Raw genomic sequence first — 26,365 nt, 5'->3', positions numbered from 1 at the left:
TATATCAAAGTGCCACGAATTTGTGCGATTTTTAAGTTTAGTGCGTGTTTCTTGATAACGGAATGCATATATATTCCGGTTGCATCGAGACACGCCTCAAAAATCGCGAAAATATCCAAAATCACTATATATAGTTTGTTTTTTGAATAAAGTTCCCTAGATATTGTGCAGAGGTTGGGTTATAGTTGAGCAAGTTGTTTTGAATAATGGTCATTATTCAAAACAGGATGGATAACAGGATAAATAAACTGTAGATGTAAGAAAGGTCTGTAGGATGCAGGTCTCTGGTACGACTTTAGAAGACATGACTTTAGAATCGCAGCTAAGCGATGTTGATGTAGAAATGGCTGATTCTATCTCGGATAGTGATTCTTCTAAGAAGTCTCGTGTGCAGGTCGAAAAGCGTGATGGTCGCGTTGTCGATTTTGATCAAATGAACATTATTATGGCAATTAAAGCCGCTTTTAAGGACTTGCGCAAAGAAGTCGGTCCTCAAGAAGAGCAGATGATTCGCGATATTACGGACCATATAGAAGCTGAAATTCAGGATCGTTACAATGGACCTGCAAAGATTGAAGATATTCAGACTCTTGTCGAGCATGGTCTTATTGAAAATCACCTTTACGAAGTTGCGCGTTGCTACACAAGCTATCGTCTAAACCGAGATATTGACCGCGCTAAGGCAACCGATATTAACGAAGCAGTAAATCGTCTTGTAAACCGAGATGAGTCGCTTGTTCGCGAAAACGCCAACAAGGATTCCAATGTTTACGCCACTCAGCGCGATCTTCTTGCAGGCGCTGTTTCCAAGGCTTCCGCGTTTTCTATGCTTCCTCATGCAGTTTCTAACGCGCATATGAAGGGTGATATTCACTTCCATGATGCTGATTATTCGCCATTTACTTGCATGAGCAACTGCTCGCTCCCAGATTTTGGTGATATGCTCGCTAAGGGATTTGCTCTTGGAAACGCTATGATGGATAGCCCAAAGTCTATTGGCACTGCTGCGACTCAGGTTACGCAGATTATTAAGGATATTGCAGGAGCACAGTACGGCGGTCAAACAGTTAATCGTGCAGACGAGATGCTTGAGCCTTATGCTAAGTGCGATTATGATAAGAATCTTGCTATGGCTCATGCCATGATTCCTGATTCTACGCCGATCGAAGTTGCCAAAGATATGATTGACGGTTTGAAGGCTCAGGAGCCTAAGAATCTTCATTGTTCGGATAGGGATCCGCTTCCTGCTGATACTCCTTTTGATGAAAACTTGAGTGAGCTTGATCAGATTCGTGAAATTTACGCAAAGATTATGACGCGCAAGGCGATTTACGATGCTATGCAAACTATGGAATATCAGATTAATTCCAACCGCGTTTCTAACGGTCAGACTCCGTTCGTAACTGTTGGATTTGGTTTGGGTACTTCTTGGTTTGCTCGCGAAATTCAGCGCGCTATTTTGCTTAATCGTATTCGTGGACTCGGCAAAGATCGTCATACTGCAATCTTCCCTAAGCTTGTGTTTACTATTAAGCATGGTGTAAACGCAGATGCTGGCGATCCGAACTACGATTTGAAGCAGCTTGCGCTTGAGTGCTCTACTAAGCGCATGTATCCAGATGTTGTGTTCTACGAGAATATTATTAAGATTACTGGCTCCTTTAAGGCTCCTATGGGCTGCCGATCCTTCCTTCAGGGTTGGATTGATCCAAAGACTGGCAAAGACGTGGAAGACGGTCGTATGAATCTTGGCGTTGTGACAGTTAACGTGCCGCGTATTGCGCTGGAGTCTCATGGAGACGTGAACCGATTCTGGAAGCTTTTTAATGAGCGTATGGAAGTGGCTCATCAGGCTCTGCGATTCCGCATTATGCGTTGCAAGCAGGCAACCCCTGTGAATGCTCCAACGCTGTTCCGCTACGGTGCTTTTGGTCGTTTGGAAGCTAACGAAAGCGTGGATCAGCTGTTCCGCAACGAGCGTGCAACGGTGTCTTTGGGCTACATTGGCTTGTATGAGGCTACATCCGTGTTCTTTGGCAAGGATTGGATGCAAGATCACAGTTGGAACGAAGATGGCAAGCAATTTGCGCTTTCTATGGTTCGCCGAATGAATCAGCTTTGCCAGCAGTGGTCAAAGGCTGAAGGCTACCATTATTCCGTTTACTCAACTCCTGCTGAGTCTTTGACGGATCGCTTTAACCGCATGGATCGTCAGAAGTTTGGTCGTATTGAAGGCGTTACCGATCACGACTTCTACACCAATTCCTTCCACTATCCGGTTTGGCTGCAGCCAACTCCTATGGAGAAGCTCCGCTACGAGGTTGACTTCCCGTATCTTGCTTCTGGCGGCTTTATTAACTATTGCGAGTTCCCATGCTTGCAGGCAAATCCTAAAGCTTTGGAGGCTGTTTGGGATTATGCTTACAAGATTGGTATTGGCTACTTGGGTACGAACACTCCGATTGACCATTGCTTCGTTTGCGGATTCCAGGGCGATTTTGAACCGACTAAAGAAGGCTTCCGCTGCCCAGAGTGCGGAAACAGTGACCCAGATAAGTGCAATGTTACTAAGCGCACTTGTGGCTACTTGGGTAATCCTGTTCAGCGTCCAATGGTTCACGGACGTCACGAGGAAATCGCTCATCGCGTTAAGCACATGTCTGGAGAAACTGGTCATGTTGTTCTTAACAACGGTGAGTCTCGTGAATGGTACGAGGAGACCAAGTAGTAGCGGAATAGCGTGAAATAACGTTTTAGTTTGTGTTTATTATTTGGTGATATGTAATATATCTAGCCGTTAGAAAATGTTGATCGCATTTTTTGACGGCTGGATTTTATTTTATTTAACAAAAGTTAATACAATCTAACAAAAGTTTATTTAAGATTATTTAATAAAATATTTAAAGCTAGAGGAGGTTGACTATGGCTCGCATAAGTTTACATGATTTTGCTCCATCAGATGTTAACCGTGGACCGTGGATTCCAACCTCTCTTTCTAACAATCCTCGCGCAGGGCAGTGGTCCAGTGAGCGCATGAGCAAGGGAATGGTGGCTGATTATAAGCGATTTCTTATGACAGACGGCGAGGGAATTCGCTGCTCGCTTTACGTTTCTGGCTGCCCATTCCATTGCGTTGAATGCTATAACGAGTCAATTTGGGATTTTCGCGCTGGTCACCCTTATACTCAAAAGCTCGAAGACCAAATTATGGAAGATTTAGCGCAACCATATGTACAAGGATTGACGCTTCTTGGCGGTGAGCCGCTGCTTAACACTGGCATATTGATTCCACTATGTGAGCGTATTAGAAGCGAATTTGGCAATACAAAAGATATTTGGAGTTGGACTGGTTACACCTGGGAAGAGCTTATGCGACCGGGCGAGACTCCTGACAAGCTTGAGTTATTGCGGTACATTGACATTCTTGTTGACGGGCGATATATGAAGAATCTTCACGATTCGCTATTGCAATTCCGTGGCTCTAGTAATCAGCGAATTATCGACGTGCCAAAGTCGCTGGAAAATCCACAAAATCCGCCTGTAATCTGGGAAAAGCTTCACGATCAAGAGCGTTTTATTCCATCAATCTACGGCAAGGATCGTGCGCAAGGCGAAGGTGACGCTTCGTAATCCTATTGAATGCGCCACTCATACGATATATTTAACAATGTTTGCGGACGATTATAAGAATGCATACATATACACATGTTAAGCTAAATATAATTAACCTAGTAACATCTGTATTGCAAACTGTCAAAAGAATTATACTAAATATGCTAATAAATACTGTAAGTAAACGATATACAGTTGGGTATGTTTTTTCTTTGCATAAATATAAAAGATAGATTAGTAATATTAATAGGACGAATGCTTGAATGGTGAGACTAACAGTATTAATACAAGTGTTATCGTCTTTTAAGTCCTTTAATTGTTTAAAGAAATAAATAGCTGACGAAATATAACAAAGCAGCGTTATTGGCAGTAGAACTACGTGTTTGCTGTTCATATTGTTCCTCACATAATTGTTGATATTAATGTGGAAATTCTCACTGCAAGTCGACACGAATGCCTTTCTGCTGTGCTACAGCGCCAACTATCTTTGTGTTACTCATAAGTTTCTTCTTGGGTGTTGGCTTGAACTTGCAATGGTAGTAAAAAAGACATGGATAATGCTACTGAGCAAGTAAGTATTCTATTAATAGATTTTTATATTCATGACAGTACCTCTTTATACATGCGAATATACATTCTTTCATTATATAATTTTTTATAAGATGAAATCAATCGTTGTTTATAATTTGAATGTGTAGAAGCACTTTTTCGTATGTGATTTGTCTGTATACTACTATGTCAAAGATTCATCTATTTATGCATTTGGTAATGAAGTAACTCAATACGGAAATGCGCCATGCGCAATAGTTAAAATTTGAGAAGTGATATTATTAAACCTACACATTACGTTATATATGGGGAGGAGCACAATGGCGGGGAATTTGAAGGACAATTCGCGAAAAATTAAAAATAATCCTCCTTGTGCATTGCGTACGATTCTATCATCTTTAAAAAAGTACCGTTTTCTTGGCGTTTTAACAGCTGTTACTATTCTCGTTGAAGCTGCTATGCAAATTGAGATCCCTACAGTAATGTCAAATCTTATTGATTTTGGTATTATGTCACGTTCTCAAGAAGCTGTGCAATATTATGGTTTGCAATTGCTTATTTTTGCTGCAATTGCAATGATTGCAGGCGTTGTTTCTGGTATTTGTTGCGCTCATTCTAGTGCTGGTTTTGGTAAAAATTTACGTCACAACATGTTTTCACGCTTACAAAGTTTAAGTTTTTCTGATTTAGATAAGTTTTCTAGCGGTACTGTTGTTACGCGTATGACTAGTGATGTGTCAAATGTGCAATTTGCTTACCAAATGATTATTCGCTCTGGTATTCGCAGCGTTATGATTATCATCACTGCTTGGTGGTTTACTTTTTCAATTAGCCCTGCTATCTCGTGGGTTTTTCTTTCATTTGTGCCTATTATTGGTGCAATTGGCGCTGTTGGAGCTAGTATAGTTGCTCCAGCATTTTCTCGAATTTATCGAATGATTGACGAGATGAATAATAGAGTTGGCGAGAATTTGCATAATATTCGCGTCGTAAAGTCTTATGTGCGTTCTGATTATGAAATAAGTCGTTTTACGCGTATTTCACATAAAATCTATGATTATTTTATTAAAGCTGAGTATGTGTTAAATTGTAGTATTCCTTTGTTTAACTTATGTTTTTATTCTGGCATGCTACTTATTGCGTGGTTGGCTTCGCACGAAATTGTGGCTTCAGGAAATAATCCTGCTTTTGGTTTAACAACGGGAAATCTTGCTGCATTAGTAGTGTATGCTTTGCAAATTTTGTTTGCTTTAGCGAATTTAGTTGCAGTGTTTGTAATGTCGTTAACAGCTCGAGCTTCGATGCATCGTATTTCACATGTTTTGCAATCTCGAAATACTGAAGTTGTTTCCAAGCATCCACTTACAAAGCTTTCTGACGCTTCTGTGCGTTTTGAAAATGTTTCGTTACGCTATCCTCAATCAGATAATACAGATGAATCCACTCCAGCAGAACAGGAAATTTTACATGATATAAATATATCTATTCCTTCTGGAGCAACTGTTGGAGTTGTTGGTGCAACGGGATCTGGAAAATCAAGTTTAGTGCAATTAATTGCAAGACTTTATGACGTAACTTCTGGTGCTCTTTTTGTAGGCGGAAAAGATATTCGCGATTATGATTCTTCTAGTTTGCGTGAAGAAGTTGGTGTTGTTCTACAAAAAAATATTTTGTTTAGTGGTACAATTGCAGAAAATCTTCGCTGGGGTAGGGCGGAAGCAAGCGATAATGATTTGCGTCAAGCTTGCGAAATTGCTTGTGCTGATGAGTTTATTAAAGATTTACCAGACGGCTACAATACGCATATTGACCAGGGTGGTAAGAATGTTTCCGGTGGTCAGCGACAGCGTTTGTGCATTGCGCGCGCACTTTTGAGGAAGCCGAAAATTTTAATCCTCGACGACTCGATGAGTGCGGTTGATATGAAAACGGATAGTAAAATTCGCGATGGCTTGAAAAAGTTTATGCCTGATTCTACGCAAATTATCGTTGCTCAGCGCATATCTTCAATCGAACATGCGGATATTATTGTTGTTCTTAAAGATGGTCGTGTTGTTGCTAACGGTTCGCATGATGAATTATTTAAATCTTGTGAAATTTACAGAAATATGGCGGTTTCTCAAGAAAAAAGTCGAATAACTAGCGCAACTAAAGAAGAAGGAGCTAAATAACAATGGCTAATAATAAAACGGCTCACTCTTCTAAAAATGATTCAGCTATTAGTTGGAAAACTCTTAGCAGACTTGCCTCTTATGTGCTTGTGTATCGAGTTAAAATTTGCGTAATTATTGCATCAATAATAGTTAGCGCAATCGTGCAAGCTGCAAGCGCAATGTTTTTGCAATCTCTTGTTGACTCGTATATTCTTCCGCTTGTCGGTAAGCATAATCAGGATTGGACGCCTCTTGTTCGCATGATTATTCTGATGGCAAGTGTTTACGCTGTTGGTGTGTTTTGTTCTTGGCTTTGGAGCAGGCTTGTTGCGAATATATCTGAAAGTGTTATGCGTGATTTGCGAGATTCTATGTTTAAGCATCAGCAGAAGCTTTCATTGCGTTACTTAGATTCTCAAGGTTACGGCGATATTATGAGCCGTTACACAAACGATACTGAGGTTCTTCGTGAGGCAATTTCGTGGGCATTTCCGGACTCTTTTTCTGCACTAATGTCGATTTTGGCAGCGTTTATATCTATTATGTGTCTATCGCTTCCGGTTGCAGTTTTTGTAGCTATATTTACTGCAATGTTGCTTTATTTAGTGCGTTTTATGCTAAAGAAATCTGGCAGTTTATTTGAGCAATTCCAGCATGCATTAGGCGAGTTAAATGAGTTTGTTGAAGAATCTGCAACAGGCAGCAAAGTGATTAAAATTTTTAATCATGAGACAGATTCTATTGAAAAATTAGATAATTGCATAGAAAAAGTGCAAAAAATTTCTGCAAGTGCCAATTCTTATGCGAATAATGTAATGCCTGTTATTAGTAATGCAAGCTATTTGCTTTATGTGTTAATTGCTTTACTTGGTGCGTGGGCTGCTTCAGCTGGTTTGCCAACGCTGGGATTATCTGGATCTAGTACTCTTACATTAGGTACGCTTATATCTTTGCTGGCACTTTCGCGCGCATTTATTAACCCTATTGGCGAAATTACAATGCAAGCTAACGCACTTATGATGGCTCTTGCAGGAGCTTCTCGTATTTTTGAGTTACTTGATGAAAAGCCAGAACTTGATTCTGGCAGTGTGCAATTAGTTAAAGTGCGTGTACTTCAGTCTGCTGAAGATCTTGGAGAAAAATCAGCATTTGATGTGCTTGAAGAAGTAGACGAACAATCTGAAGGAAACAATATTTATTGGGCTTGGAAAAGGTCAAAGCAAGATAATGGCACTAAAGCTAAAAAGTGCGCTCAAAACTTAAGTGAAATGGCTCAAGAGATTGTGTGCCATGCAAAGCGAGATGCTCGCACTTCTAAGGATGGCCGCTATACTTTGCTTCGAGGCGACGTGCGTTTTACGGATGTTGTGTTTGGCTACAAAGAAGATCATCCAGTTTTGCACGATATTACGTGGTTTGCAAAACCTGGTCAAAAAGTTGCTCTTGTTGGAGCTACAGGTGCTGGAAAAACTACTATTGCTAACCTTCTTACGCGTTTTTACGACATTGATGATGGGCAAATTTTGTATGATGGCATTGACGTGCGCGATATTTGCAAAACGGATTTGCGTCACGCTATTGGCACTGTTTTGCAAGATGTGAATTTATTTACTGGCACAATAATGGACAATATTCGTTATGGAAATCTTGATGCTAGCGACGAAGATTGTATTCAAGCTGCAAAATTGGCTCATGCTGACGCGTTTATTTCTCATCTTCCTGACGGATACAATACGCAGCTTAACAATGGCGGTGAAGGGCTTTCTCAAGGTCAGAAGCAGCTTATTTCTATTGCTCGTGCTGCAGTAGAAAATCCGCCTGTGTTGATTCTCGATGAAGCAACTTCATCGATTGACACGCATACTGAAGAATTAGTTCAGCGTGGAATGGATTCTTTGATGGAAGGGCGCACTGTATTTGTAATCGCTCACAGACTGTCCACAGTGCGCAATTCTGATGTGATTATGGTGCTGGATCACGGTCGCATTATTGAACGCGGTTCGCATGAGGAATTATTGGCAAAACGTGGGGAGTATTATCAGCTTTGCACTGGAGCTGCTGAGCTTGAATAATAGCTTGATTTTGTGCTGCAACACGCCGAACACGCGCGGCACTTGCATTTTGCTAAGGATTCTGTAAGATAGTGACTCGGCTGTTCGAGAGAACAAAGCCACGGCCCCGTAGCTCAGTTGGTTAGAGCGCCGCCCTGTCACGGCGGAGGTCACCGGTTCAAGTCCGGCCGGGGTCGCGATTAATAGAATACCCGGTTCGCCGGGTTTTTTATTCATCATGGCTCTGTAGCTCAGTTGGTAGAGCGAACGACTGAAAATCGTTAGGTCAGCGGATCGATCCCGCTCGGAGCCACTGTCAGAATAAGCGTTAGAAGTGTTTGATTGCTTCTAGCGCTTTTTGTTTTTGCGTCTTACCTACATTATCCATCCTCACCCTGTTTTGCTGCTTTGATACCATACGATGAGTTGATATTATGAGTCGTAGTTTAACAATTTTATGTGAATAGAAGTGGAATAAAGTGGAAGAATCTCAAATAGTAAATTTGCAATCTGACGAATTAGAATCCAATATTTTGGAATCTGATGAATTGAATTGTATGAATAAGCATAAAAACAATAAAGATGATAAAGACAATGGTTCTGCTAGAGTAATTCTTTCTTTTGTAAGAAGGTCTGCTCGTTTGGATGCGCGTCTTGAGCGAGCAAAAGAGCGATATTCAAGCCAATATTTATTAAATGTTGAAGATAGTTTAGGGTCTTTACGTGTAAAAAGCGATTTGCTGGTAGACTCCAACTGGGTTGCTAAAAATTGGGGTAATTCGAATCCTCTTATTGTAGAAATAGGATCTGGTCAGGGCGAAAATATTGTAGCTGCAGCCGAATCAAATCCAAATATTAATTTTCTTGCACTAGAAGTTTATGATCCAGGAGTGGCACACACAATGCTATTAGCTGGAAAACAGGGTGTAGAAAATCTTAGAATAGCGCAAGTTAATGCACCTGATTTTCTAGCTTCATGCTCTAATGGTGTTTTGAAAGAAGTTTGGACTTTCTTCCCAGATCCATGGCCTAAAATGAGACATCACAAGCGTAGGATTGTGCAGCCGTCTTTGGCAGATGCGGTGCATAACGCACTTATTGATAAAGGCATTTGGAGAATTGCTACGGATATTGAGGATTATGCACTACATGTTCATGAAGTTATGGATGAACGAGAAGATTTTGAAAATACTGGAAAGTTACAAGTAAGTTTGCCGATTGAGCATGTTGGTAAGGGCAATGCTCAAGATGCTAAAGATTTACCTCATGCTGATTTCGCGGAATCTGTAAGATTTGAAGGTAGGGTTTTGACGAATTTTGAGCGTAAAGGATTAGAAGCAGGTAGAAAAATTCATGATTTGACTTATGTTGCTAAATGAGTGACAAAATGATTCAACACGCCGTAATTTGCTATGTGAGTTTATGAGTGTTAATATCATATGGTTTGGTTAAAGCCCCCTTCGTCTAACGGTTAGGACACCAGACTTTCAATCTGACAACAAGAGTTCGACTCTCTTAGGGGGTACAAATTCTAAGCCACTTAGTTTGCTAAGTGGCTTTTTGATTATCAATGTATTGTTGCAAGTAGTGATTTCAGGGTAGCGATTACCCCGATTACCCGTAATTCAACCAAAGTTAATTGCAAATAAGAAATAAGATTATGTCAGTGGTCAGTGGCGCGTTTAGTGGCATGCAGGGTAAAATAATGAACAGCGTGTGTTTACAAGATTATTTGTAGATAATATACAAAATGTGTAAATAGCAATGACTATTAGTTAGACGAAAGAGGCTGGTTATGCCAAATATGTTCGGAACAGATGGTGTTAGGGGATTAGCCAATCGAGATTTAACCGCGCAGCTTGCGTTGGATTTAGGAGATGCTGCAGTACGTGTTTTAGGTGAAGCAACGCATAGTAGCGAGTCGCATAACGAAGATGCAGGGAAGAAAATGCATGCTCGACGCAGAGCGTTGGTTGGGCGAGATACTAGAGTTTCTGGAGACTTTTTAGCATCGGCTTTGGCTGCTGGAATGAGTGCGGGCGGTTTTGATGTGATCGATGCTGGCATAATACCAACTCCTGGCGTGGCTTTTCTAACTTCTGTGCTCAATGTAGAAATGGGAGCTGTGATCTCTGCTTCGCATAACCCAATGCCAGATAACGGCATTAAGTTCTTTGCACGCGGAGGCTTCAAACTTCCAGATAGCAAAGAAGACGAGATTGAGGCTGTTTTAGGCAAAGAATGGCAGCGTCCTACAGGCAGCGGCGTTGGACGAATCAGCCATGACACTATTACCGCAACAAACCTTTACATCGATCACCTCGTTTCTTCTGTTGCTCCATTAAACAGCGAAACATCAACACGTCCAAAACCTCTTTCGGGATTAAGAGTTGTGGCAGACTGCGCAAATGGTGCAACGTCTGTAGTAGCACCAGAAGCATTGCGCAGAGCAGGCGCAGAAGTAATAGTAATTAACGCTTCTCCAGATGGATACAATATTAACGATCACGCAGGTTCCACACATCCAGAACAATTGCAAGCTATGGTTAAGGCGTCTAACGCCGATTTAGGAGTAGCTTTCGATGGTGATGCAGACCGTTGCCTAGCTGTAGACGAAAAAGGAAACATGGTTAATGGCGACCAAATTATGGGCATTCTTGCGCGTTCTAAGAAAGCCGAAGGAAAGCTGAATCACAATACTCTTGTTGTTACAGTAATGAGCAATCTTGGATTAAAGCTTGCGCTAAAAGACATGGGTATTTCCACTGTTCAAACAAGCGTCGGAGACCGCTACGTTCTAGAAGAGATGCTTAGAGGCGATTATTCTCTTGGCGGTGAACAGTCGGGTCATGTGATTAATCGCGAGTTTGCAACCACGGGAGATGGCACACTTACAGCACTTACGCTGTGTCGCGAGGTTGTGCGCGAAGGCAAGAAGCTTTCGCAAATGGCTGCCGACTTCCCTCAGCTTCCGCAATGCTTAGTCAATGTGCCGAATGTAGATAAGATGGCAGCTAAAACTAATGCTGCTGTTCTTAAAGCGGTAGAAAAAGAAAGCGCGCTTTTGGGAGATACGGGGCGCGTTCTTCTTCGACCAAGCGGAACAGAACCACTTGTGCGCGTTATGTGTGAAGCTGCAACGCAAGAGCAAGCAGATGAGGTTTGTGCACGACTTGCGCAAGTTGTAACTGATAATCTTAAGCTGTAGCGCTCGCGCGACGACCTACCTTTTCGCTTAGAGCGTAGCGCGAAAAGGTAATTCGGAGCGCTGAGCTTGCTTAAGGTTGAAAGCACGGTGTGCTTTCAACGCAAGCGAAGTCGTTCGCGCGGCTAATCCGCGCGAACGACATGATTAACTTTTCAGCTTTTTGTAGCTCGACACGCTGATCATGACTACAAAAAACAGATAACCTTGATATACTAATCCTTTTGGTATTGTTGTTTGAGCGTATGTGATTTAGCAACAATAATCAAAGTTGGCTTTGTAAATTACTTTAGAAGTTTTGTAGAATTAGCCTTGGTAAAGGAGCCCTATGTTTACGCATCACGCAAGTGTTGATACTAAGCTTAGCCGCGCGGTGGAGCGCCTTTTAGATTCCGCTACAGACGATGGCGTGCTATCTATAGTTCAAGCAGGAGAGCCTGTGTTAAGACAACGAACAGTGGCTTACGATGGTCAGCTAACGCGTGCTACTCTTAATAAGCTTATTTCGCTTATGCACAGCACTATGTTAGATGCACCAGGAGTTGGCTTAGCTGCTCCGCAAATTGGTTTAGGTCTTGCAATTGCTGTTGTAGAAGACCATGTTCGAGACGATGCAGATGATCCTAGGGATATTGCAGAATTGCCATTTAGGGCGATCATAAATCCCCACTATGAACCAATTGGAACACAAACACGCAGTTTTTACGAAGGATGCTTGAGTGTTGCAGGATATCAGGCGGTTCGTCAGCGTTGGTTAGATATTCAAGCTACATGGCAAGATGAAGATGGTAAGCAGCATTCTGAACGTTTACATGGTTGGCCAGCGCGAATCTTCCAGCATGAAACAGATCATTTACGCGGAGAGCTTTATATTGATCGTGCTGAGATGCGCTCGCTTTCTACAGATGAAAATCTTGAGGATTATTGGTCTGATGAGGCTGTTCCTGTAACTGCTGCTAGAACACTCGGTTTTGCGATTTAAAATAAAAGACGAATGCAAAATAAAATCCCCCACAAGTTTTCTTGCGGGGGATTTTATTAATCACAAATATCAGATATGGAAGTAAAGCTCATACTCGAGTGGCGTTGGAGCCAAACGAGCCATATCCATCTCTTCATGCTTTAGATTAAGCCAAGTTTCAATCAAGTCGCTAGTAAACACATCTCCTTGCATAAGGAAGTCGTGATCTTCTTCCAAAGCTTGCAAAGCTTCACCAAGCGAAGAAGGAACTTGCTTAATGCCGTCATGCTCTTCTGGAGGAAGCTCGTAGAGATCTTTATCAACAGGAGCAGGAGGCTCAATGTGGTTCATAATGCCGTCTAAGCCAGCCATAAGCTGAGCAGAGAACGCTAAGAATGGATTGCAGGAAGGATCCGGAGCGCGGAACTCAATACGCTTAGCAGAAGGAGCCTCACCAGCAAGAGGAATACGAATAGCTGCAGAACGGTTACGAGCAGAGTAAACCAAGTTGACTGGGGCTTCGTATCCTGGAACAAGGCGGTGGTAAGAGTTAAGTGAAGGATTTGTAAAAGCGAGCACAGAAGACGCGTGCTTAATTAAGCCGCCAATGTACCAGCGCGCAATATCGGAAAGCTGAGCATAACCAGTTTCCGCATAGAACAATGGCTTACCATCCTTCCAAAGCGACTGATGGCAGTGCATGCCAGTGCCGTTATCTCCAGCAATTGGCTTTGGCATAAATGTTGCAGCCTTACCAGCCAAAGCAGCAGTCTCGTGAACAACGTACTTGTATTTCATTAAGTCGTCGCCAGCATGAACAAGCGTATTGTAACGGTAGTTGATTTCCTGCTGACCTGCGCCGCCAACCTCATGGTGAGAACGCTCAAGAATCAAGCCAACCTTTTGAAGGTTGTAAACCATGTCGTCGCGCAAGTCTTGATTATGATCAACAGGTGGAACAGGGAAGTAGCCGTGCTTTACGCGATTCTTAAAACCAATGTTGTTGCTGCCATCATCTTCAGTATCAATGCCAGAATTCCATGGAGCTTCGTTGGAATCCACCTCGTAGAAGGAGCGTTGCATGTCGTTTGCAAAACGCACCTTGTCAAAAATGAAGAACTCGGCTTCTGGAGCAAAGCTTGCGGTATCGGCAATGCCAGTTGCCTTTAAGTAGGCTTCGGCTTTAATTGCCACTTGGCGAGGGTCCCTAGAATAAGGCTCGTCTGTTACAGGATCCACAATCGAAAAAGCAACATTCAAAGTCTTATGCTTGCGGAATGGGTCAATGTATGCGGTGTCTACGTCTGGAATCAGCTTCATATCGGACTCGTTAATAGCTTGGAATCCTTGCATAGAAGAGCCGTCGAAAGCCATCCCATCTGTAAAAGCGCTGTTTAAGAACTCGCTTGCAGGCACAGTAAAATGCTGCTGAACGCCAATCAAATCGGTAAATCGAACTGATACGTATTCAATGCCTTCTTGCTTAATCAAAGCTTCGGCATCTTCTTTAGTTTGTAAAGTGGTCATGCACAATCCTTTCGTAAAAATCTCAGTAAATAGTTTAGATTGTTGCATAAGATTTTGGATTTCAGCGACTCGACTATCTGGTTACGATTGTGTTACACGCTACTTATTTGTGTTTATATGCACAAAACATGCAAGCGGCTCGTGCTCCCACGTTATAAAGTACAATGTATTTTATGAATAATAAAGAACAACATGAAGGCAGTATAGATAATCACAGCACAAGTGCAAAGCTTGATTTATCCGCGATTTTCCCAGCCAAAGGGGATGATAGGCGCCCGCCAGATTGGCTTAGCCGCGCGCTTATGTATGCTGTTATTGCAGCGTTCGTAGCGATTTTTGTATGGTTTGCTTGGGGAAATATCGCCTTTATAGTCTTCGATGTTGTAGTATCCATTTTTATAGCGTTGGCAATTGAACCTCTTGTTGTGCGGCTCATAAAACACGGGTGGAGTAGAGCTTTTGCATCTTTGGCAAGCTTGTTTGGGCTGCTTGTAATAGTTATTTTGCTTCTTGTGCTTTTTGGTAATCTTTTTGTGCAACAAGCAGTTTCCATGGTTTTAGGTCTACCTGATTTATACAACCAGTTTGCCCATTTTGTACTAAATTCCACTGGTTTCAAAATGCCAAACATTGAGCAACTCGGCATGGAAATTCTTAAACACGTTCAAACCTCTTGGGTTGTAGATTTCGCTGGACAAGCAATTAATACAACGTGGGGATTATTGGCGGTTTTGCTTGATTTACTCACTATTCTTATGGTGACCTATTACATTTCTGCAGCTGGTCCTTCTATGCGCAGAAGTGTGTGTAGGCTGTTGAATCCTAAATCTCAGAGGCGATTTTTATTTATCTGGTCCGTTGTACAGGAGCAGATATCAAGCTTCCTATTTTCGCGCACAATTTTGGCAGCTATTAACGCAACGGGTACTGCGATTTTCCTAATATTCATGAATGTTCCATATTGGCTTCCGCTTTCACTGTTTTGTGGAATCGTTTCGCAATTTGTTCCGACAATAGGAACATATTTAGGTGGAGCACTGCCAATTTTATTTGCGTGGGGATCTAATGGTTTTGGATCAGCTATAGCAGTTTTGATTTTTGTGACAATTTATCAGCAGATTGAAAACATGGTGATTTCCCCTAAGATTTCCGAAAAAACCATGGACTTAAATCCTGCAGTAGCCTTTTTATCGGTGTTGATTATGGGTGCTGTGTTTGGTGCTCTCGGTGCATTCTTAGCACTTCCAGTAACCGCTAGTTTGCAGGCAATTCTCAAAGTTTGTACAAAACAATACAATCTAGTTTCTTCACCTTTAATGGACGATCCAAAGCCTAATCGTAAATCAATTATGGTTACGAGTGTTGAAACTATAAGAAACAGTTTTGTTAAACCTGTTAAAGATAGTGTGCTTAGAGTTATGAAAGGATCCTCATCTCGAGTATCTATTAACGAAGACATTATGTATTGGTATAAGCAAGCCTATAATTCTTCAGACGAAACTATTGAAAATGAAAATTCAGTTGACGATTCTGGGTATGTTGAAACTATGGCAATTTCACGCGATATTTTAGACGCTGTAAATAAGGATATTGCTAAAAAACGCGCAGAAAATTCAGATTCGGATAAGTCGCAAGCAACCGATCAAGATAAGGAAGAACTAAAGTCAAAAACAAATAAATCTGGTACAATTCCAAACGAAAATAAAAAAGAAAATAAAAAAGCAACAAACTCAAATAGTAATCCACGAAGTGGGTGGAATAAATGATTCTTTTGTCTATTTTCGACGTTTTAGTAATCATAATTGGCGTAAGTAGCGTTGTATATCAAGGCGTTTGCGCAGTCGCGTCGCTTGTAGCAAAGCCTATTGTGTTTCCGCAAGCACCAATGGACAAGCATTACGCTGTTCTAATATCCGCGCGCAATGAGGAAGCTGTAATAGGAAACCTCATAAAATGCATACAATCCCAAACTTACGATCAAAAATTAATCGACATTTGGCTAGTCGCCGACAATTGCACCGACAGCACGGCGCAAGTTGGAAGAGAGTACGGGTGCAATGTTATAGAGCGATTCGACAAGCAGCATATTGGCAAAGGCTACGCTTTAAGCTACCTGCTGGATCACATAATGGAGCTTGGAAAAGACAAAGATTACGACGCGTACTTTGTTTTCGATGCCGATAATAAGCTGGATTTGCACTATTTTGAAGAGATGAACAAAGGATTCCATGCAGGATACCAGATTCTAACAAGCTACCGAAACTCAGTGAATTTATCGGATAATTGGGTGTCTTCTGGGTCGGCATTGTGGTTTATACGCGAATCGCGATTTACCAACAATTCGCGCATGCTTTTTGGGTCTAGCTGCCATGCAGGCGGAACAGGATTCATGTTTTCGCGCGAAATCATGCACAGAAATCGCGGGTGGAAATTCCATCTGCTTACAGAAGACCTTGAGTTTACAATGGACTCGATTTTGCACGGCGACAAAGTGGGTTATTGCGGATCGGCGGTTCTCTACGACGAGCAGCCGGTATCGTTTAGGCAAAGCTGGAGACAGAGGTTGCGCTGGAGTAAAGGCTTCTTGCAAGTGTTCCGCTATTACGGAGCAGCTCTTATACGTCACGGAATCCGCGAGCGCGATTTTTCGTCAGTTGACTTTACGCTTATGCTATGCCCGTTTATGGTGCTTGCGATTGTGCGACTCATACTCGGATTTATTTTTGCCGCGTTTGGATTCGTCACTTGGACAAGCCAGATTGACTCGACGCTTAACTTTATAACCACTACTGTCACAAGCGTTTTAGGTATGATGGTGTTTGTTTCGCTTACCATTCTTGTAGAACACGATAAGCTTGGAGCCACAAACAAAGAGCTTTTTGCGTACGCACTAAGCTTCCCTATTTTTATGCTTTCGTACGTGCCGATTGCGTTCCAAGCTGTGTTCTCTAAGAGCGAGTGGAAGCCGATTCATCACACGGGTCGGTAGCGCGACGACCTGCCTTTTCGCTTAGAGCGTAGCGCGCGAGTGGCATTTCCTCTTTATGTAGTGCGTTTGTACCTAAAATATGGCGTGTCGCCATACAAACGCACTACAAACTTCCGCTTTTTGTAGCTCTAAACGGCAAAATCAACAACAAAAAGCGGAAATAGTTGACGCATTACGTAGCTCGAAGTTGTTGAATCGTAGCGAAAAATCTCGAATCTCTACCGTGCTTGCTGTAATTTATGCAATCTCGTAGTGTGTTTATATGCAATATATGAGACAATAGAAGCCTTGGTGTAAACGTGCGATTGTGCAATAATGTGGCGAAATACGTGCGTTTATCTGTATGTTGCGAGGTTTTTATGGTAGATTCTGTTCCTTCTGCAAATGCGTCTGGCAGTGTTTCAGAAAATGCTTTTGCTGGCAGTGTTCCAGTTTTTGGCGCAAACACTTACAATGCTACTAACGAAGATGTTCCAGCGGTTTCTATTCGCGGATTTGTTAAGACTTTTGGCAAAAAAGTTGCTGTAGATAATCTTTCTTTAGACATTCCAGCAGGCTCTTTCTACGGATTGGTAGGCCCTAATGGTGCCGGCAAAACCACTACGATTAAAATGCTTACGGGCTTGCTTATGCCAGATGCTGGCTCGGCTTCGATTTTTGGCAACGACGTTTGGAGCGACGTAAATAGCGCTAAGCGCTCAATCGGTTTAATGCCACAAGCAGATGAGATTTTTAAGACGATTACTGGTCTTCAGCTTTTAACTTACGCTGGCATGCTTCGCGATATGAGTCGCGCGGAATCCGTAAAGCGTGCAAACGACTTGCTTTCTGCTTTCGATTTAACAGAAGCTGCAAATACTATTGTTTCTGACTATTCAACTGGTATGACTAAGAAGATTTGCCTTGCAACAGCTATGATTCACAGCCCGCGCGTGCTTGTGCTCGATGAGCCTTTTGAGGCAGTGGATCCTGTTTCTAGCGCAAATTTGAAGGATATTCTCGCCGAGTATGTTTCTACTGGCGGTACGGTTATTATTTCTTCGCACGTTATGGAATTGGTTGAAAAAATGTGCTCGCACGTGGCAATCATTAACGAAGGTCATGTTGCAGCTTCTGGCACTCTTGAAGAGGTGGCTCAGGGCAAAGATCTTGAAGATCGCTTTATGGAGCTTGTTGGCGGACGTCACGCTGCTGCACGCATCGACTGGCTTAATGGCGGTAAATCTGATAATGCTCCTGCATCTTCCACCGATCTCAACGCTTAAAAAAGGAGAGCCGTAATGTCTATGATTTTCACAATGGTTCGCCTTCGCTGGGCGCTTACTTTTTCTGTTATGCGAAAGTCAATGTGGCAAAAAATTGGCTTTGGTATAGTCATTGTTTTTGGGCTTGCGATTATATGCGCTCTTGGTTTTGCCGGCTGGCAAACTGGCAAGTACATTGATCCAGGAATGCTTGCAGACGCTAAAAATTGGCAGGAATTCCAACTTGCTCCAATAATGGTTATGTCGATTGTGTCAATTTTTACGCTGTTTATAAACCTGTTTATGTTAGGCAGCGACACAACACTAAAATCGCGCAGTTTTGCGCTTTATGGCATTCCTTACGTAAAGCAGCAAGCTGGCATGCTTCTTGGCTCTCTTTTTGGAGCATTTTCAATAAGCTGCACAATCGCGCTTGCTTTGTGGTCTTTAGCGTACAGAAGCTTTGGAATTGTGCCGGTTTTAGTCAGCGTAATTGCAGCTCCGCTTTACGTTGCAACAATCGTGTCTTTAAGCAAAATGCTTATTGAACTTTTGGATACTATTTTAATAAACAAGCATTCAAGAAACATTTTCTACTTTGCCATTTTTATAGCGTACATGATTTTTGTTGCCACTGTGAATATTGGTAACAAAAATCCAAGCGGAATTGTGCTCGGCTCAAGTTTCTGCGCTGCGTCTGCTTTTACGCCGTTAAGTGCGGCTATGGCTTTGCCTCTTGACGCCATTAATGGCAATTGGCTTGCGCTTGTTATTCGCTTCTTTATTTGCGTTGTAACGATTGCTGTTTGCTTTGCAATATCCGTATTTTGCGCAAAATTAGAGCCGAAGCTACTTCGCGGCGAGCAAAAAACAGTTGTTAAAACTAAAGGAATCGGCTTATTTGCAGCAGTTCCAGACAACACAGTTGGTGCGATTATTGCGCGAATTATTAGCGTTATGAGAAGAGACATGCGTCAACTGTTTTTGCTTCTTACGCCGCTTTTTATGCTGATAGTTGCAGGAGGAGCTACTTTCAAAACTAAAGGATTTGCTTCTATGGCACAGGACTTAGGTGTTTCTTGCTGGCTTATCTATGCTGCTTCGCTTATGGGCATGGTTGTTGGAAACAATATTGCATACGATGGCACAGCTTTTACTATGCACGCGATTATTGGTGTAAAAGGCTTGCACGATCGCTTAGCGCACGCAATAGTTTGGTCCGCCATTTGCGCTGTGTATTTTGCGATTCTTGGAGTAGGAGTTTACGTTTTTCTTTTCTTCGTATTAAATGTTCATCAAAGTGTAAATGCAATTCTGTTCCAAACTCTTTCACCAATCGGAATAGCTTTTGCTACCATAGGAATCGGCTTAATCTCTTCGTGCATTGCAATGTACCCTGTATCATCAATCGAAAAGCCATTTTCTAGGCCGCAAGGCTCTGCTGGCGCTAGATCTTTTGCTCCAATAGGTTTTATGCTGCTATCTTTCGTATGCATGATTCCGTCTATTGCTTTGGCTATTGTGTTTGTGGCTATTAACATGAATCTTTTGTGGATTGCAAGCATACTGTTTGTAATAAACGGTGCAATCGTTCTGGTTGTTGGCGTTATTTTGGGCGGTAAAGTGATGGATAAGCGCATAATTCGCATTGTAGAAAACTTGCGCAGATTCGCATCGATTACTGCTTGAGTATTACTGCGCACGCCTTTAAAAATTATGCGCACAAACTTACTCTCGGCATATGCAAGTGTATAGTTTGTATAGTTGTAAAGAATTGCAATTAACTTAAGTACATACACATACAACTTAAGTACATACACATAGGCGGCGTGCGCATGCAAGACGATGAAGACCTTAAGAATCTAGATAACATAGTCGAGATTCCAGAAGATGCTTTCACGTCGAAAGAGGCTAGGGAAAAAGCTGGTTTTAAGTCCAGTTTGCAAACAGTATCGCAAAAAGTATCCTCGCCAACAGTATCGCAAAAAAAGCAAGCCGAAACATTGGATGAATCACCAGCAACCGAACTTAGTGTAGAAAACCACGCCAATGGCTCTAGGCTAAAAAACCGTTTTCTAGTCTGCTTAATATCGGTAATTGGCGTAATTTCTTTAATGGGTGGCTATATTCTGTTTGATTGCCAAGATATTTTGCAAAATCGTTTTATTAATCAGTTTGAAATTGCTGCGCGTGATCATAAGATTTTTCAAAAGTTAACTAGCCCCAAACCTAAGAGATTAGCTAAATATGCTAGCTTGATTAAGCAGGTGGATAAGAATAAGCCTGTTGACAAGTCATCTGCGGAAAAGATTTTGAAGGAATTTTTTGAATATCCAGGTCTTGGTCCTAATGCTTCAGCTGTTATTGCTGATGCAAACGGAAAGATTATAGCTGCTAAAAATGAAAATCTTGCTTTGCAGCCGGCGTCTACTATGAAAACGCTTACGGCTCTAGCTGCCTCGCATGTTCTAGACATGGGATCGACTCTTTCTACAACAGTTTACGCAAACTATGTTGGAAGCTCTAGAAATGCTGATTCTGCTGTATCTGGAGTGAAAAATGGTTTTGCTAGGCTCGTTCTTCATGGCGGCGGCGATATGCTGATGGGTGCTGCAACCAATGATCCAAATCATGTAAATGGTAGAGCTGGTCTTGAAACCCTTGCTAGCAATACTGTGAATTCGCTTAAAAAACAAGGTGTAAAAGTTGTTGAGCTTGCTGTTGATGATTCCTTGTTTGGAGAGAAACGCTATCCTGATTTGATTCATGAAAATGATGAAGAAGGACGTTTTTATGCGCCAACATCGTCTTTAGCTGTTGATGAAGGCAGAGATCGTAATTTTGCAGCATGGGTGGCTGCTGGCAATGATGCTGATGACCCAGATGATTATCCACTTTTAGATCGGCATCCAGCTGTAAGTACGGGATTAATTTTTGCGAATCTACTCAAAAAATTTGGTATTGACGTGAGAACTTGGAGCACTGATTCTGCAAAAATTGGCAAAACTTCCAAGATTGATGGATTATCATCCATATATGTTAGCTCTAGAAAACCGATGATTTCCTCTGATTTTAAGCAAATAGCCCGCGTTTCTTCTGCTCCACTTAACGAAATTATGGCATATATGCTAAGGCATTCGGACAATTCTATTGCGGAAGAATTTGGTCGTCTTACTGCGCTCGCTATGCGTAAAAGTAATTCTCCAGAAGGTGCCACAGATGCTGTACGCGACGTTTTGCGCGATTTAGGCGTTGATATAAACGGATTACACATGTCTGATTGTTCTGGGCTTTCGCCTAAATCCGCTGTTCGTGCTGTGACTCTTGTGCAAGTTCAGGCCCAGAATCTTAAAATCGGTAAAGGTGCTGCAGCAGCAGAAGGCTTAGCTTTGCCTGGTGTATGGTGCACTTCGGCACGCCATCGTTTGTCAGATTCTTCGGCAGCTGGCTTGCTGCGTGTTAAAACTGGTTTTCTGGGTGATGTGTCATCTATGGTTGGCAATGTTTCTAGAAAGTCGGGAGGCGCGCTAACCTTTGCGGTTGTTGTTAATCCTCCTGGAGATGTTAACTACACTTATGTTGGCATTAATAAGATGATGGCCGAGCTGACTAATCTTTAGTGCGCGCCAACCTGCCGGAGCGCTTAAAGCGTAGCGCGCGAAGGCAATTTGGCGCGCTGAGCTTGCTTAAGGTTGAAAGCACGGTGTGCTTTCAACGCAAGCGAAGTCGTTCGCGCGCTGTAACGCGCGAACGACTTACCGAGAATGTTGTTCAAAATGGAAAAATCAGCAACAAAATCGGGAAATCGCTAGCGTTCGCAAATAGTTATAGTCTGTGATTTTCTGCTTGCAGCATATCCGCCAGGAAGCGCTACAGGTTTTTGACCGTGCCAGTTTGTAATTAGTTCGTCGATTGATTCTATATGATTTGACGAAAAACGTATTCCAGCGGCGGTTAGAGCGCGGGCGATTATTCTGCGTCTTATCGAAGTGTGTTGTTTTGTTAAAGGTGATATTGCTATTTTTACTTCGTGTGCGCAAGAATCATAATTTTGCTTTAAAATCGTCTCTTTTTCTATTACGTCAACCTGAGAATTAATGTAATCTAAATCGTCTTGTGCAAATTTGGCACCTTTGGCAAGTAGTAAAGTCATGTCTGTAGCAAAAAACCGTGAAATATGAGGCATTAGAGTATGTCTTATTCTTGAGCGAAGAGGGTATGACTTTGGTAGTTCAACATCGCTTTGTGTTAAATCGCCGTTTGTTGGATCATCCCACCACTCAATTCCCAAATCTTTGCAAATATTGGTTGTTTCAAGCCTTCTAAGGTTAATTAGCGGTCTAGCAAAACGTATTCCACTTCGAACCGTAATATTTTTCATTCCAGCTACAGCCTCAAGACCTGCAGAGTCTCGTAAACCTATAATCACTGTTTCTGCTTGATCGTCAGCCGTGTGCGCTAAAAGAACTGCGGATGCACCCAAATCCTTAGCCGCGTCAATAATAGCAGCGTATCTAGCGTCTCTTGCTGCAGATTCTTCTCCTTTTTTGCCATCTTTAACTTGCACGGACTCAACGAATATAAGTGATTTGTCTACTCCTAAACTTGCAACAGTATTAGCAGCGTTTTGTGCAACTTTTGCGGATCCTTCTTGCATGTTGTGGTTCACTATAATCGCTGCACATCGAATACCTCTGCTTGCGCACACTTTGACTGCCAGTGCTGTTAATGCTAGCGAATCGCGTCCTCCAGAGCATGCTACCAGCACGATTGGTGCGTTTGGTAAAGCCAAATGTTGCCCGTGCTGCAAGAATTGTGGACCTTGCACTTCTAGCCCAAGATTATCGAAGCAGCGTTTTACTTCGCCAATTCCTTTACGCCAACTAGGTGAGTAAACCATGCTTATAGTCTAAATCATAATGCGTAAGTTGTAACACGTCCGTCATTCGTTTATGCAATCATAGTTAGCATGCAGATTGCTGATATAAGAGATGATATTGATTACGAATTGATCAGTCACGAAGAACTTATGAAGCGTATTCGTGAGGTTGCGGATCAAGTTAGTAAAGACTACGAGAACCGCGATATTTTGCTTGTTGCAGCTCTTAAGGGTGCTGTTAACACGCTTGCTGTTTTCTCGCAGGAGCTTAGTCTTAATGCTCCTATGGATTTCATGAGTCTTTCCAGTTATGGCAGTGGCACTAAAAGCAGTGGTCAGATTACGGTTCGTGAGGACTTGACTACTGATGTTCGCGGACGAAACGTGCTTATTGTTGAAGATATTGTTGATTCTGGCAAGACTTTGGATTGGCTCGTTAAAGAGCTTAAGAGCAGAGGCGCTGCGAGTGTGAAGGTGTTTGCGCTTCTAACTAAACCTGCTCGTCGCGAAGTTGAAGTTGATATTACTTACGTTGGATTCGAGATTCCAGATGCTTTTGTAGTTGGTTTTGGAATGGATTACGACGAAAAGTATAGGAATCTTGATTCTATCGCGGTTCTTAAGCCATCTGTGTATGAATCTTAAGTATTCTTTATTGATTTTGAGTAGTAATCTTAAGAAACTTTGGTTAGTCTTAAAAAATCTTGATTAATTTTAGGTAATCTTGAATAATTAAGTACTGGATAATAGAAACCAAATAGTAGGATTTAATCCTAGTTTTAAGCATATATTTCTATGTAAGGAGCCTTCAGAAGGATCCTGAAAGGAGCCTGATTATATGGGCGCTTCTCCAATGTCGCCTCGCGGACCTATGGGTGGACCTATGAAAAGTCCTTTGGGAGGTAACGGTAATAATCCGTTCCTTCCGCCTAATTTTGGAAAAAATCCAGATAGGAATAGTGGGAATAATAAGAACAATAAAAACAAGAACGGCAATAAGAATCAGAATGGTAATGATTCGCAGAATGATAATAATCCTGATTCTCGTCGTAAGTTCTTTAAATCTCCTTGGACTTGGATTGTTCTTCTTGTGATATTGTCTGTAGCAGGATTCCAGATGTTTGTGCATAACGGTACACAGACAATTGATACGCAAGATGGCTTGGAGTTGCTTCATAAGCGTAGTGCAAATTATGTGGAGGTTATTGACAACAAACAGCTTGTAAAGCTTACGCTTGACAAGAAGTATGTTAAGCTCGATAAGCGCGATAAGCAGAAGCACGATTATGGAAAAGACGTGCAATTCTACTATACGATTGCTCAGAGTAAGACTGTTGTTCAGGATATTGAAAAAGCTAAGCCAGTTAATGGTTGGACTGTTAGCATGCAGTCTTCTAGCATAATTTCTTATCTGATCACATCTATGCTGCCGATTTTGATTCTGCTTGGGCTTGTTTGGTTCATGTTTGGCAGAATGGCAAGCGCTGGCGGCGGAATGCTTGGAATGGGTGGCGGCCGTGGACGCGGAAAGCTTTTGGAAGGTCAAACACCTAAGACTAAGTTTGCGGATGTTGCAGGTGAACAGTCTGCTGTAGAAGAAGTTGAGGAAATTAAGGAATTCCTTAAGGATCCTTCTCGCTACAAGGCTTTAGGAGCGCGCATTCCGCGCGGTGTGCTGCTTTATGGCCCTCCAGGAACTGGTAAGACTCTTCTTGCGCGTGCTATTGCAGGCGAAGCTGGTGTGCCGTTCTATGCTATGGCTGGTTCGGACTTTGTTGAGATGTTTGTTGGTCTTGGTGCTTCTCGTGTGCGCGAGCTATTTGATGAGGCTAAGAAGAACGCTCCAGCAATCATCTTTATTGATGAGATTGATGCCGTTGGACGTCGCCGCGGAAGTGGTATGACTGGCGGTCACGATGAGCGTGAGCAAACGCTTAATCAGCTGCTTGTAGAGATGGACGGCTTCGATAACGACACTAATTTGATTATTATCGCTGCTACGAACCGACCAGATGTGCTTGATTCTGCGCTTTTGCGACCAGGACGATTTGATCGTCAGGTTGCTGTGGAAGCCCCAGATTTGGAAGGTCGCGAGGCGATTCTTAAGGTTCACGCTAAAGGCAAGCCTTTTGTTCCAGACGTTGATCTTCATATGGTTGCTGTTCGAACTCCTGGTTTTACTGGCGCGGATTTGGCTAATGTGCTTAATGAGGCGGCTTTGCTTTGCGCTCGTTCTGGCGCTCAGCTTATTGACAATCGCGCTATTGACGAGGCGATTGATCGCGTTCAGGCTGGTCCTAGAAAGAAGTCTAAGGGCATGGCTTTGGATGAGTTGCGTAACACTGCGTATCACGAAGGTGGTCACGCGCTCGTTGCTGCTGCCTTGCATCATACGGATCCTGTTACTAAGGTTACGATTTTGCCTCGTGGACGCGCTCTTGGATACACGGCTGTTATGCCAACTAGCGACCGCTATTCTCAGTCTCGAAATCAGTTGCTTGATCAAATGGCGTATGCTATGGGCGGCCGTACTGCGGAAGAGGTTGTGTTCCACGATCCAACTACTGGCGCTTCTAACGATATTGAAAAAGCTACAGCAATCGCTCGTAAGATGGTTGTTGAATATGGTTTCTCCTCTAAGCTTGGTGCCGTAAAGTGGATGGACGCTGATCAGGATTCTTCTGGTTCTTTGGATTCTTTGCAATCGCGTAAGTTCTCTAATAAAACTGCCGAAGTGATTGATGAAGAAGTTCACAAGTTGATTGAAACGGCTCACACTGAGGCGTGGGAGATTATTAATAATAATCGTGATGTTTTGGATGAGTTGGTTCGTCAGCTTCTTGTTAAGGAAACGCTTAACGAGAAAGAGCTTGAGCAAATCTTCTCTAAGATTCGTAAGGCTCCAGAGCGCGATTTGTGGCTTTCTAATTCGGATCGTCCAGATTCGCCTCTTCCTCCTGTAGAGATTCCAGAAAGCTTGAAGCGAAATATTGGTGTTATTAAGGATGATGCCTCTGATGGTAATTCTTCTGAGGATAATGCTGAGGATAATGCTGAGGATAAGTCGCCAGCTGATTCTACAGATGAAGATAAAAGTCTAAAATAATAATTTAATTTAAATAATAATTTAATTTAACAATTTTACGCGCGGTGTTTAGCGATTATGCAAAGCATCGCGCGTATAATATTTTTGGG

Annotated in this window: 16 protein-coding genes and 3 tRNA genes; 17 read left to right on the top strand and 2 right to left on the bottom strand. The window is 42.3% G+C overall.

The genetic code is table 11. The annotated features are described in order from the left end of the window. The first annotated feature begins 274 nt into the window (after positions 1 to 274). From nrdD to HXT55_RS05995, 10 genes are all read left to right on the top strand, one after another. The gene (gene nrdD / locus HXT55_RS06040) at positions 275 to 2,728 is read left to right on the top strand and encodes an anaerobic ribonucleoside-triphosphate reductase (RefSeq protein ID WP_004112200.1); all 2,454 of its coding nucleotides are present in this window, start codon (positions 275 to 277) and stop codon (positions 2,726 to 2,728) included. Positions 2,729 to 2,922: 194 nt separating this feature from the next. Continuing rightward, a complete protein-coding gene (nrdG, locus tag HXT55_RS06035; protein ID WP_004112206.1) occupies positions 2,923 to 3,630 on the top strand; it encodes an anaerobic ribonucleoside-triphosphate reductase activating protein in 708 nt (235 codons plus the stop codon). An 851-nt stretch (positions 3,631 to 4,481) separates the two neighbouring features. Further along, positions 4,482 to 6,332: an ABC transporter ATP-binding protein gene (locus HXT55_RS06030; RefSeq protein WP_004116953.1), complete on the top strand. Its 1,851-nt coding sequence runs from the start codon at positions 4,482 to 4,484 to the stop codon at positions 6,330 to 6,332. A 2-nt stretch (positions 6,333 to 6,334) separates the two neighbouring features. Beyond that, positions 6,335 to 8,386, top strand: coding sequence for an ABC transporter ATP-binding protein (locus HXT55_RS06025; RefSeq protein WP_004115774.1), 2,052 nt, complete (start codon positions 6,335 to 6,337; stop codon positions 8,384 to 8,386). A 102-nt stretch (positions 8,387 to 8,488) separates the two neighbouring features. Further along, a tRNA-Asp gene (locus tag HXT55_RS06020) sits at positions 8,489 to 8,562 on the top strand. A 43-nt stretch (positions 8,563 to 8,605) separates the two neighbouring features. After that, positions 8,606 to 8,678 (top strand) — tRNA-Phe (locus HXT55_RS06015). Between the two features lie 166 nt (positions 8,679 to 8,844). Further along, positions 8,845 to 9,744 carry a tRNA (guanosine(46)-N7)-methyltransferase TrmB gene (gene trmB, locus HXT55_RS06010; RefSeq protein ID WP_004112214.1) on the top strand — a complete coding sequence of 300 codons (900 nt, stop codon included), beginning with the start codon at positions 8,845 to 8,847 and terminating at the stop codon, positions 9,742 to 9,744. A gap of 74 nt (positions 9,745 to 9,818) precedes the next feature. After that, positions 9,819 to 9,890: transfer RNA gene (locus HXT55_RS06005), tRNA-Glu, on the top strand. A 270-nt stretch (positions 9,891 to 10,160) separates the two neighbouring features. Next, positions 10,161 to 11,573 (top strand): phosphoglucosamine mutase, encoded by a 1,413-nt coding sequence (glmM, locus tag HXT55_RS06000; protein WP_004112216.1) that lies wholly within the window; start codon positions 10,161 to 10,163, stop codon positions 11,571 to 11,573. A gap of 325 nt (positions 11,574 to 11,898) precedes the next feature. Beyond that, on the top strand, positions 11,899 to 12,552 hold the full coding sequence (locus HXT55_RS05995; RefSeq protein WP_004115770.1) for a peptide deformylase: 654 nt from the start codon (positions 11,899 to 11,901) through the stop codon (positions 12,550 to 12,552). A gap of 69 nt (positions 12,553 to 12,621) precedes the next feature. On the opposite strand, the gene glnA is transcribed toward HXT55_RS05995, so the two are convergent. Continuing rightward, positions 12,622 to 14,058, bottom strand: a complete 1,437-nt coding sequence (glnA, locus tag HXT55_RS05990; protein ID WP_004112221.1) for a type I glutamate--ammonia ligase — start codon at positions 14,056 to 14,058, stop codon at positions 12,622 to 12,624. Between the two features lie 173 nt (positions 14,059 to 14,231). On the opposite strand from glnA, the gene HXT55_RS05985 reads away from it, so the two are divergent. The 5 genes from HXT55_RS05985 (at position 14,232) to HXT55_RS05965 (ending at position 21,911) form a co-directional block, all read left to right on the top strand. Beyond that, on the top strand, positions 14,232 to 15,824 hold the full coding sequence (locus HXT55_RS05985) for an AI-2E family transporter (protein WP_004112223.1): 1,593 nt from the start codon (positions 14,232 to 14,234) through the stop codon (positions 15,822 to 15,824). Next, positions 15,821 to 17,047: a glycosyltransferase family 2 protein gene (locus HXT55_RS05980; protein WP_004115768.1), complete on the top strand. Its 1,227-nt coding sequence runs from the start codon at positions 15,821 to 15,823 to the stop codon at positions 17,045 to 17,047. Before HXT55_RS05985 ends, HXT55_RS05980 begins: the two co-directional genes overlap by 4 nt. Before the next feature lie 359 nt (positions 17,048 to 17,406). Further along, positions 17,407 to 18,312: an ABC transporter ATP-binding protein gene (locus HXT55_RS05975; RefSeq protein WP_064622848.1), complete on the top strand. Its 906-nt coding sequence runs from the start codon at positions 17,407 to 17,409 to the stop codon at positions 18,310 to 18,312. Positions 18,313 to 18,327: 15 nt separating this feature from the next. Beyond that, positions 18,328 to 19,980, top strand: a complete 1,653-nt coding sequence (locus tag HXT55_RS05970; RefSeq protein ID WP_014554748.1) for a hypothetical protein — start codon at positions 18,328 to 18,330, stop codon at positions 19,978 to 19,980. 146 nt (positions 19,981 to 20,126) lie between these two features. Continuing rightward, positions 20,127 to 21,911, top strand: coding sequence for a D-alanyl-D-alanine carboxypeptidase/D-alanyl-D-alanine-endopeptidase (locus HXT55_RS05965; RefSeq protein WP_064622842.1), 1,785 nt, complete (start codon positions 20,127 to 20,129; stop codon positions 21,909 to 21,911). A 188-nt stretch (positions 21,912 to 22,099) separates the two neighbouring features. Here HXT55_RS05965 and tilS read toward each other — a convergent pair whose 3' ends face one another. Further along, complete coding sequence (gene tilS / locus HXT55_RS05960; protein WP_064622844.1) at positions 22,100 to 23,191, bottom strand: tRNA lysidine(34) synthetase TilS; 1,092 nt, start codon at positions 23,189 to 23,191, stop codon at positions 22,100 to 22,102. Between the two features lie 69 nt (positions 23,192 to 23,260). Between tilS and hpt the strand changes: the two genes are divergently transcribed. After that, positions 23,261 to 23,815: a hypoxanthine phosphoribosyltransferase gene (gene hpt / locus HXT55_RS05955; RefSeq protein WP_064622846.1), complete on the top strand. Its 555-nt coding sequence runs from the start codon at positions 23,261 to 23,263 to the stop codon at positions 23,813 to 23,815. A 193-nt stretch (positions 23,816 to 24,008) separates the two neighbouring features. After that, entirely contained in the window at positions 24,009 to 26,276 is a 2,268-nt protein-coding gene (ftsH, locus tag HXT55_RS05950; protein ID WP_048731043.1) for an ATP-dependent zinc metalloprotease FtsH, read from the top strand. The last annotated feature ends 89 nt before the right edge of the window (positions 26,277 to 26,365 follow it).

The sequence above is a fragment of the Gardnerella sp. KA00718 genome (assembly GCF_049244285.1).
GTDB lineage: Bacteria > Actinomycetota > Actinomycetes > Actinomycetales > Bifidobacteriaceae > Bifidobacterium > Bifidobacterium vaginale.
Note: the sequence above shows the minus strand (reverse complement) of the source record. Positions and strands in the feature narration are given on the sequence as shown.

What these genes read in the sequence shown, in the direction of transcription:
- HXT55_RS05995 (WP_004115770.1), top strand. Translation starts at nt 11,899, where the DNA reads ATGTTTACGCATCACGCAAGTGTTGATACTAAGCTTAGCCGCGCGGTG.
- glnA (WP_004112221.1), bottom strand. Translation starts at nt 14,058, where the DNA reads ATGACCACTTTACAAACTAAAGAAGATGCCGAAGCTTTGATTAAGCAA.
- hpt (WP_064622846.1), top strand. Translation starts at nt 23,261, where the DNA reads ATGCAGATTGCTGATATAAGAGATGATATTGATTACGAATTGATCAGT.
- HXT55_RS05985 (WP_004112223.1), top strand. Translation starts at nt 14,232, where the DNA reads ATGAATAATAAAGAACAACATGAAGGCAGTATAGATAATCACAGCACA.
- ftsH (WP_048731043.1), top strand. Translation starts at nt 24,009, where the DNA reads ATGGGCGCTTCTCCAATGTCGCCTCGCGGACCTATGGGTGGACCTATG.
- glmM (WP_004112216.1), top strand. Translation starts at nt 10,161, where the DNA reads ATGCCAAATATGTTCGGAACAGATGGTGTTAGGGGATTAGCCAATCGA.
- nrdG (WP_004112206.1), top strand. Translation starts at nt 2,923, where the DNA reads ATGGCTCGCATAAGTTTACATGATTTTGCTCCATCAGATGTTAACCGT.
- HXT55_RS05975 (WP_064622848.1), top strand. Translation starts at nt 17,407, where the DNA reads ATGGTAGATTCTGTTCCTTCTGCAAATGCGTCTGGCAGTGTTTCAGAA.
- HXT55_RS06025 (WP_004115774.1), top strand. Translation starts at nt 6,335, where the DNA reads ATGGCTAATAATAAAACGGCTCACTCTTCTAAAAATGATTCAGCTATT.
- HXT55_RS05965 (WP_064622842.1), top strand. Translation starts at nt 20,127, where the DNA reads ATGCAAGACGATGAAGACCTTAAGAATCTAGATAACATAGTCGAGATT.
- HXT55_RS06030 (WP_004116953.1), top strand. Translation starts at nt 4,482, where the DNA reads ATGGCGGGGAATTTGAAGGACAATTCGCGAAAAATTAAAAATAATCCT.
- HXT55_RS05970 (WP_014554748.1), top strand. Translation starts at nt 18,328, where the DNA reads ATGTCTATGATTTTCACAATGGTTCGCCTTCGCTGGGCGCTTACTTTT.
- nrdD (WP_004112200.1), top strand. Translation starts at nt 275, where the DNA reads ATGCAGGTCTCTGGTACGACTTTAGAAGACATGACTTTAGAATCGCAG.
- HXT55_RS05980 (WP_004115768.1), top strand. Translation starts at nt 15,821, where the DNA reads ATGATTCTTTTGTCTATTTTCGACGTTTTAGTAATCATAATTGGCGTA.
- tilS (WP_064622844.1), bottom strand. Translation starts at nt 23,191, where the DNA reads ATGGTTTACTCACCTAGTTGGCGTAAAGGAATTGGCGAAGTAAAACGC.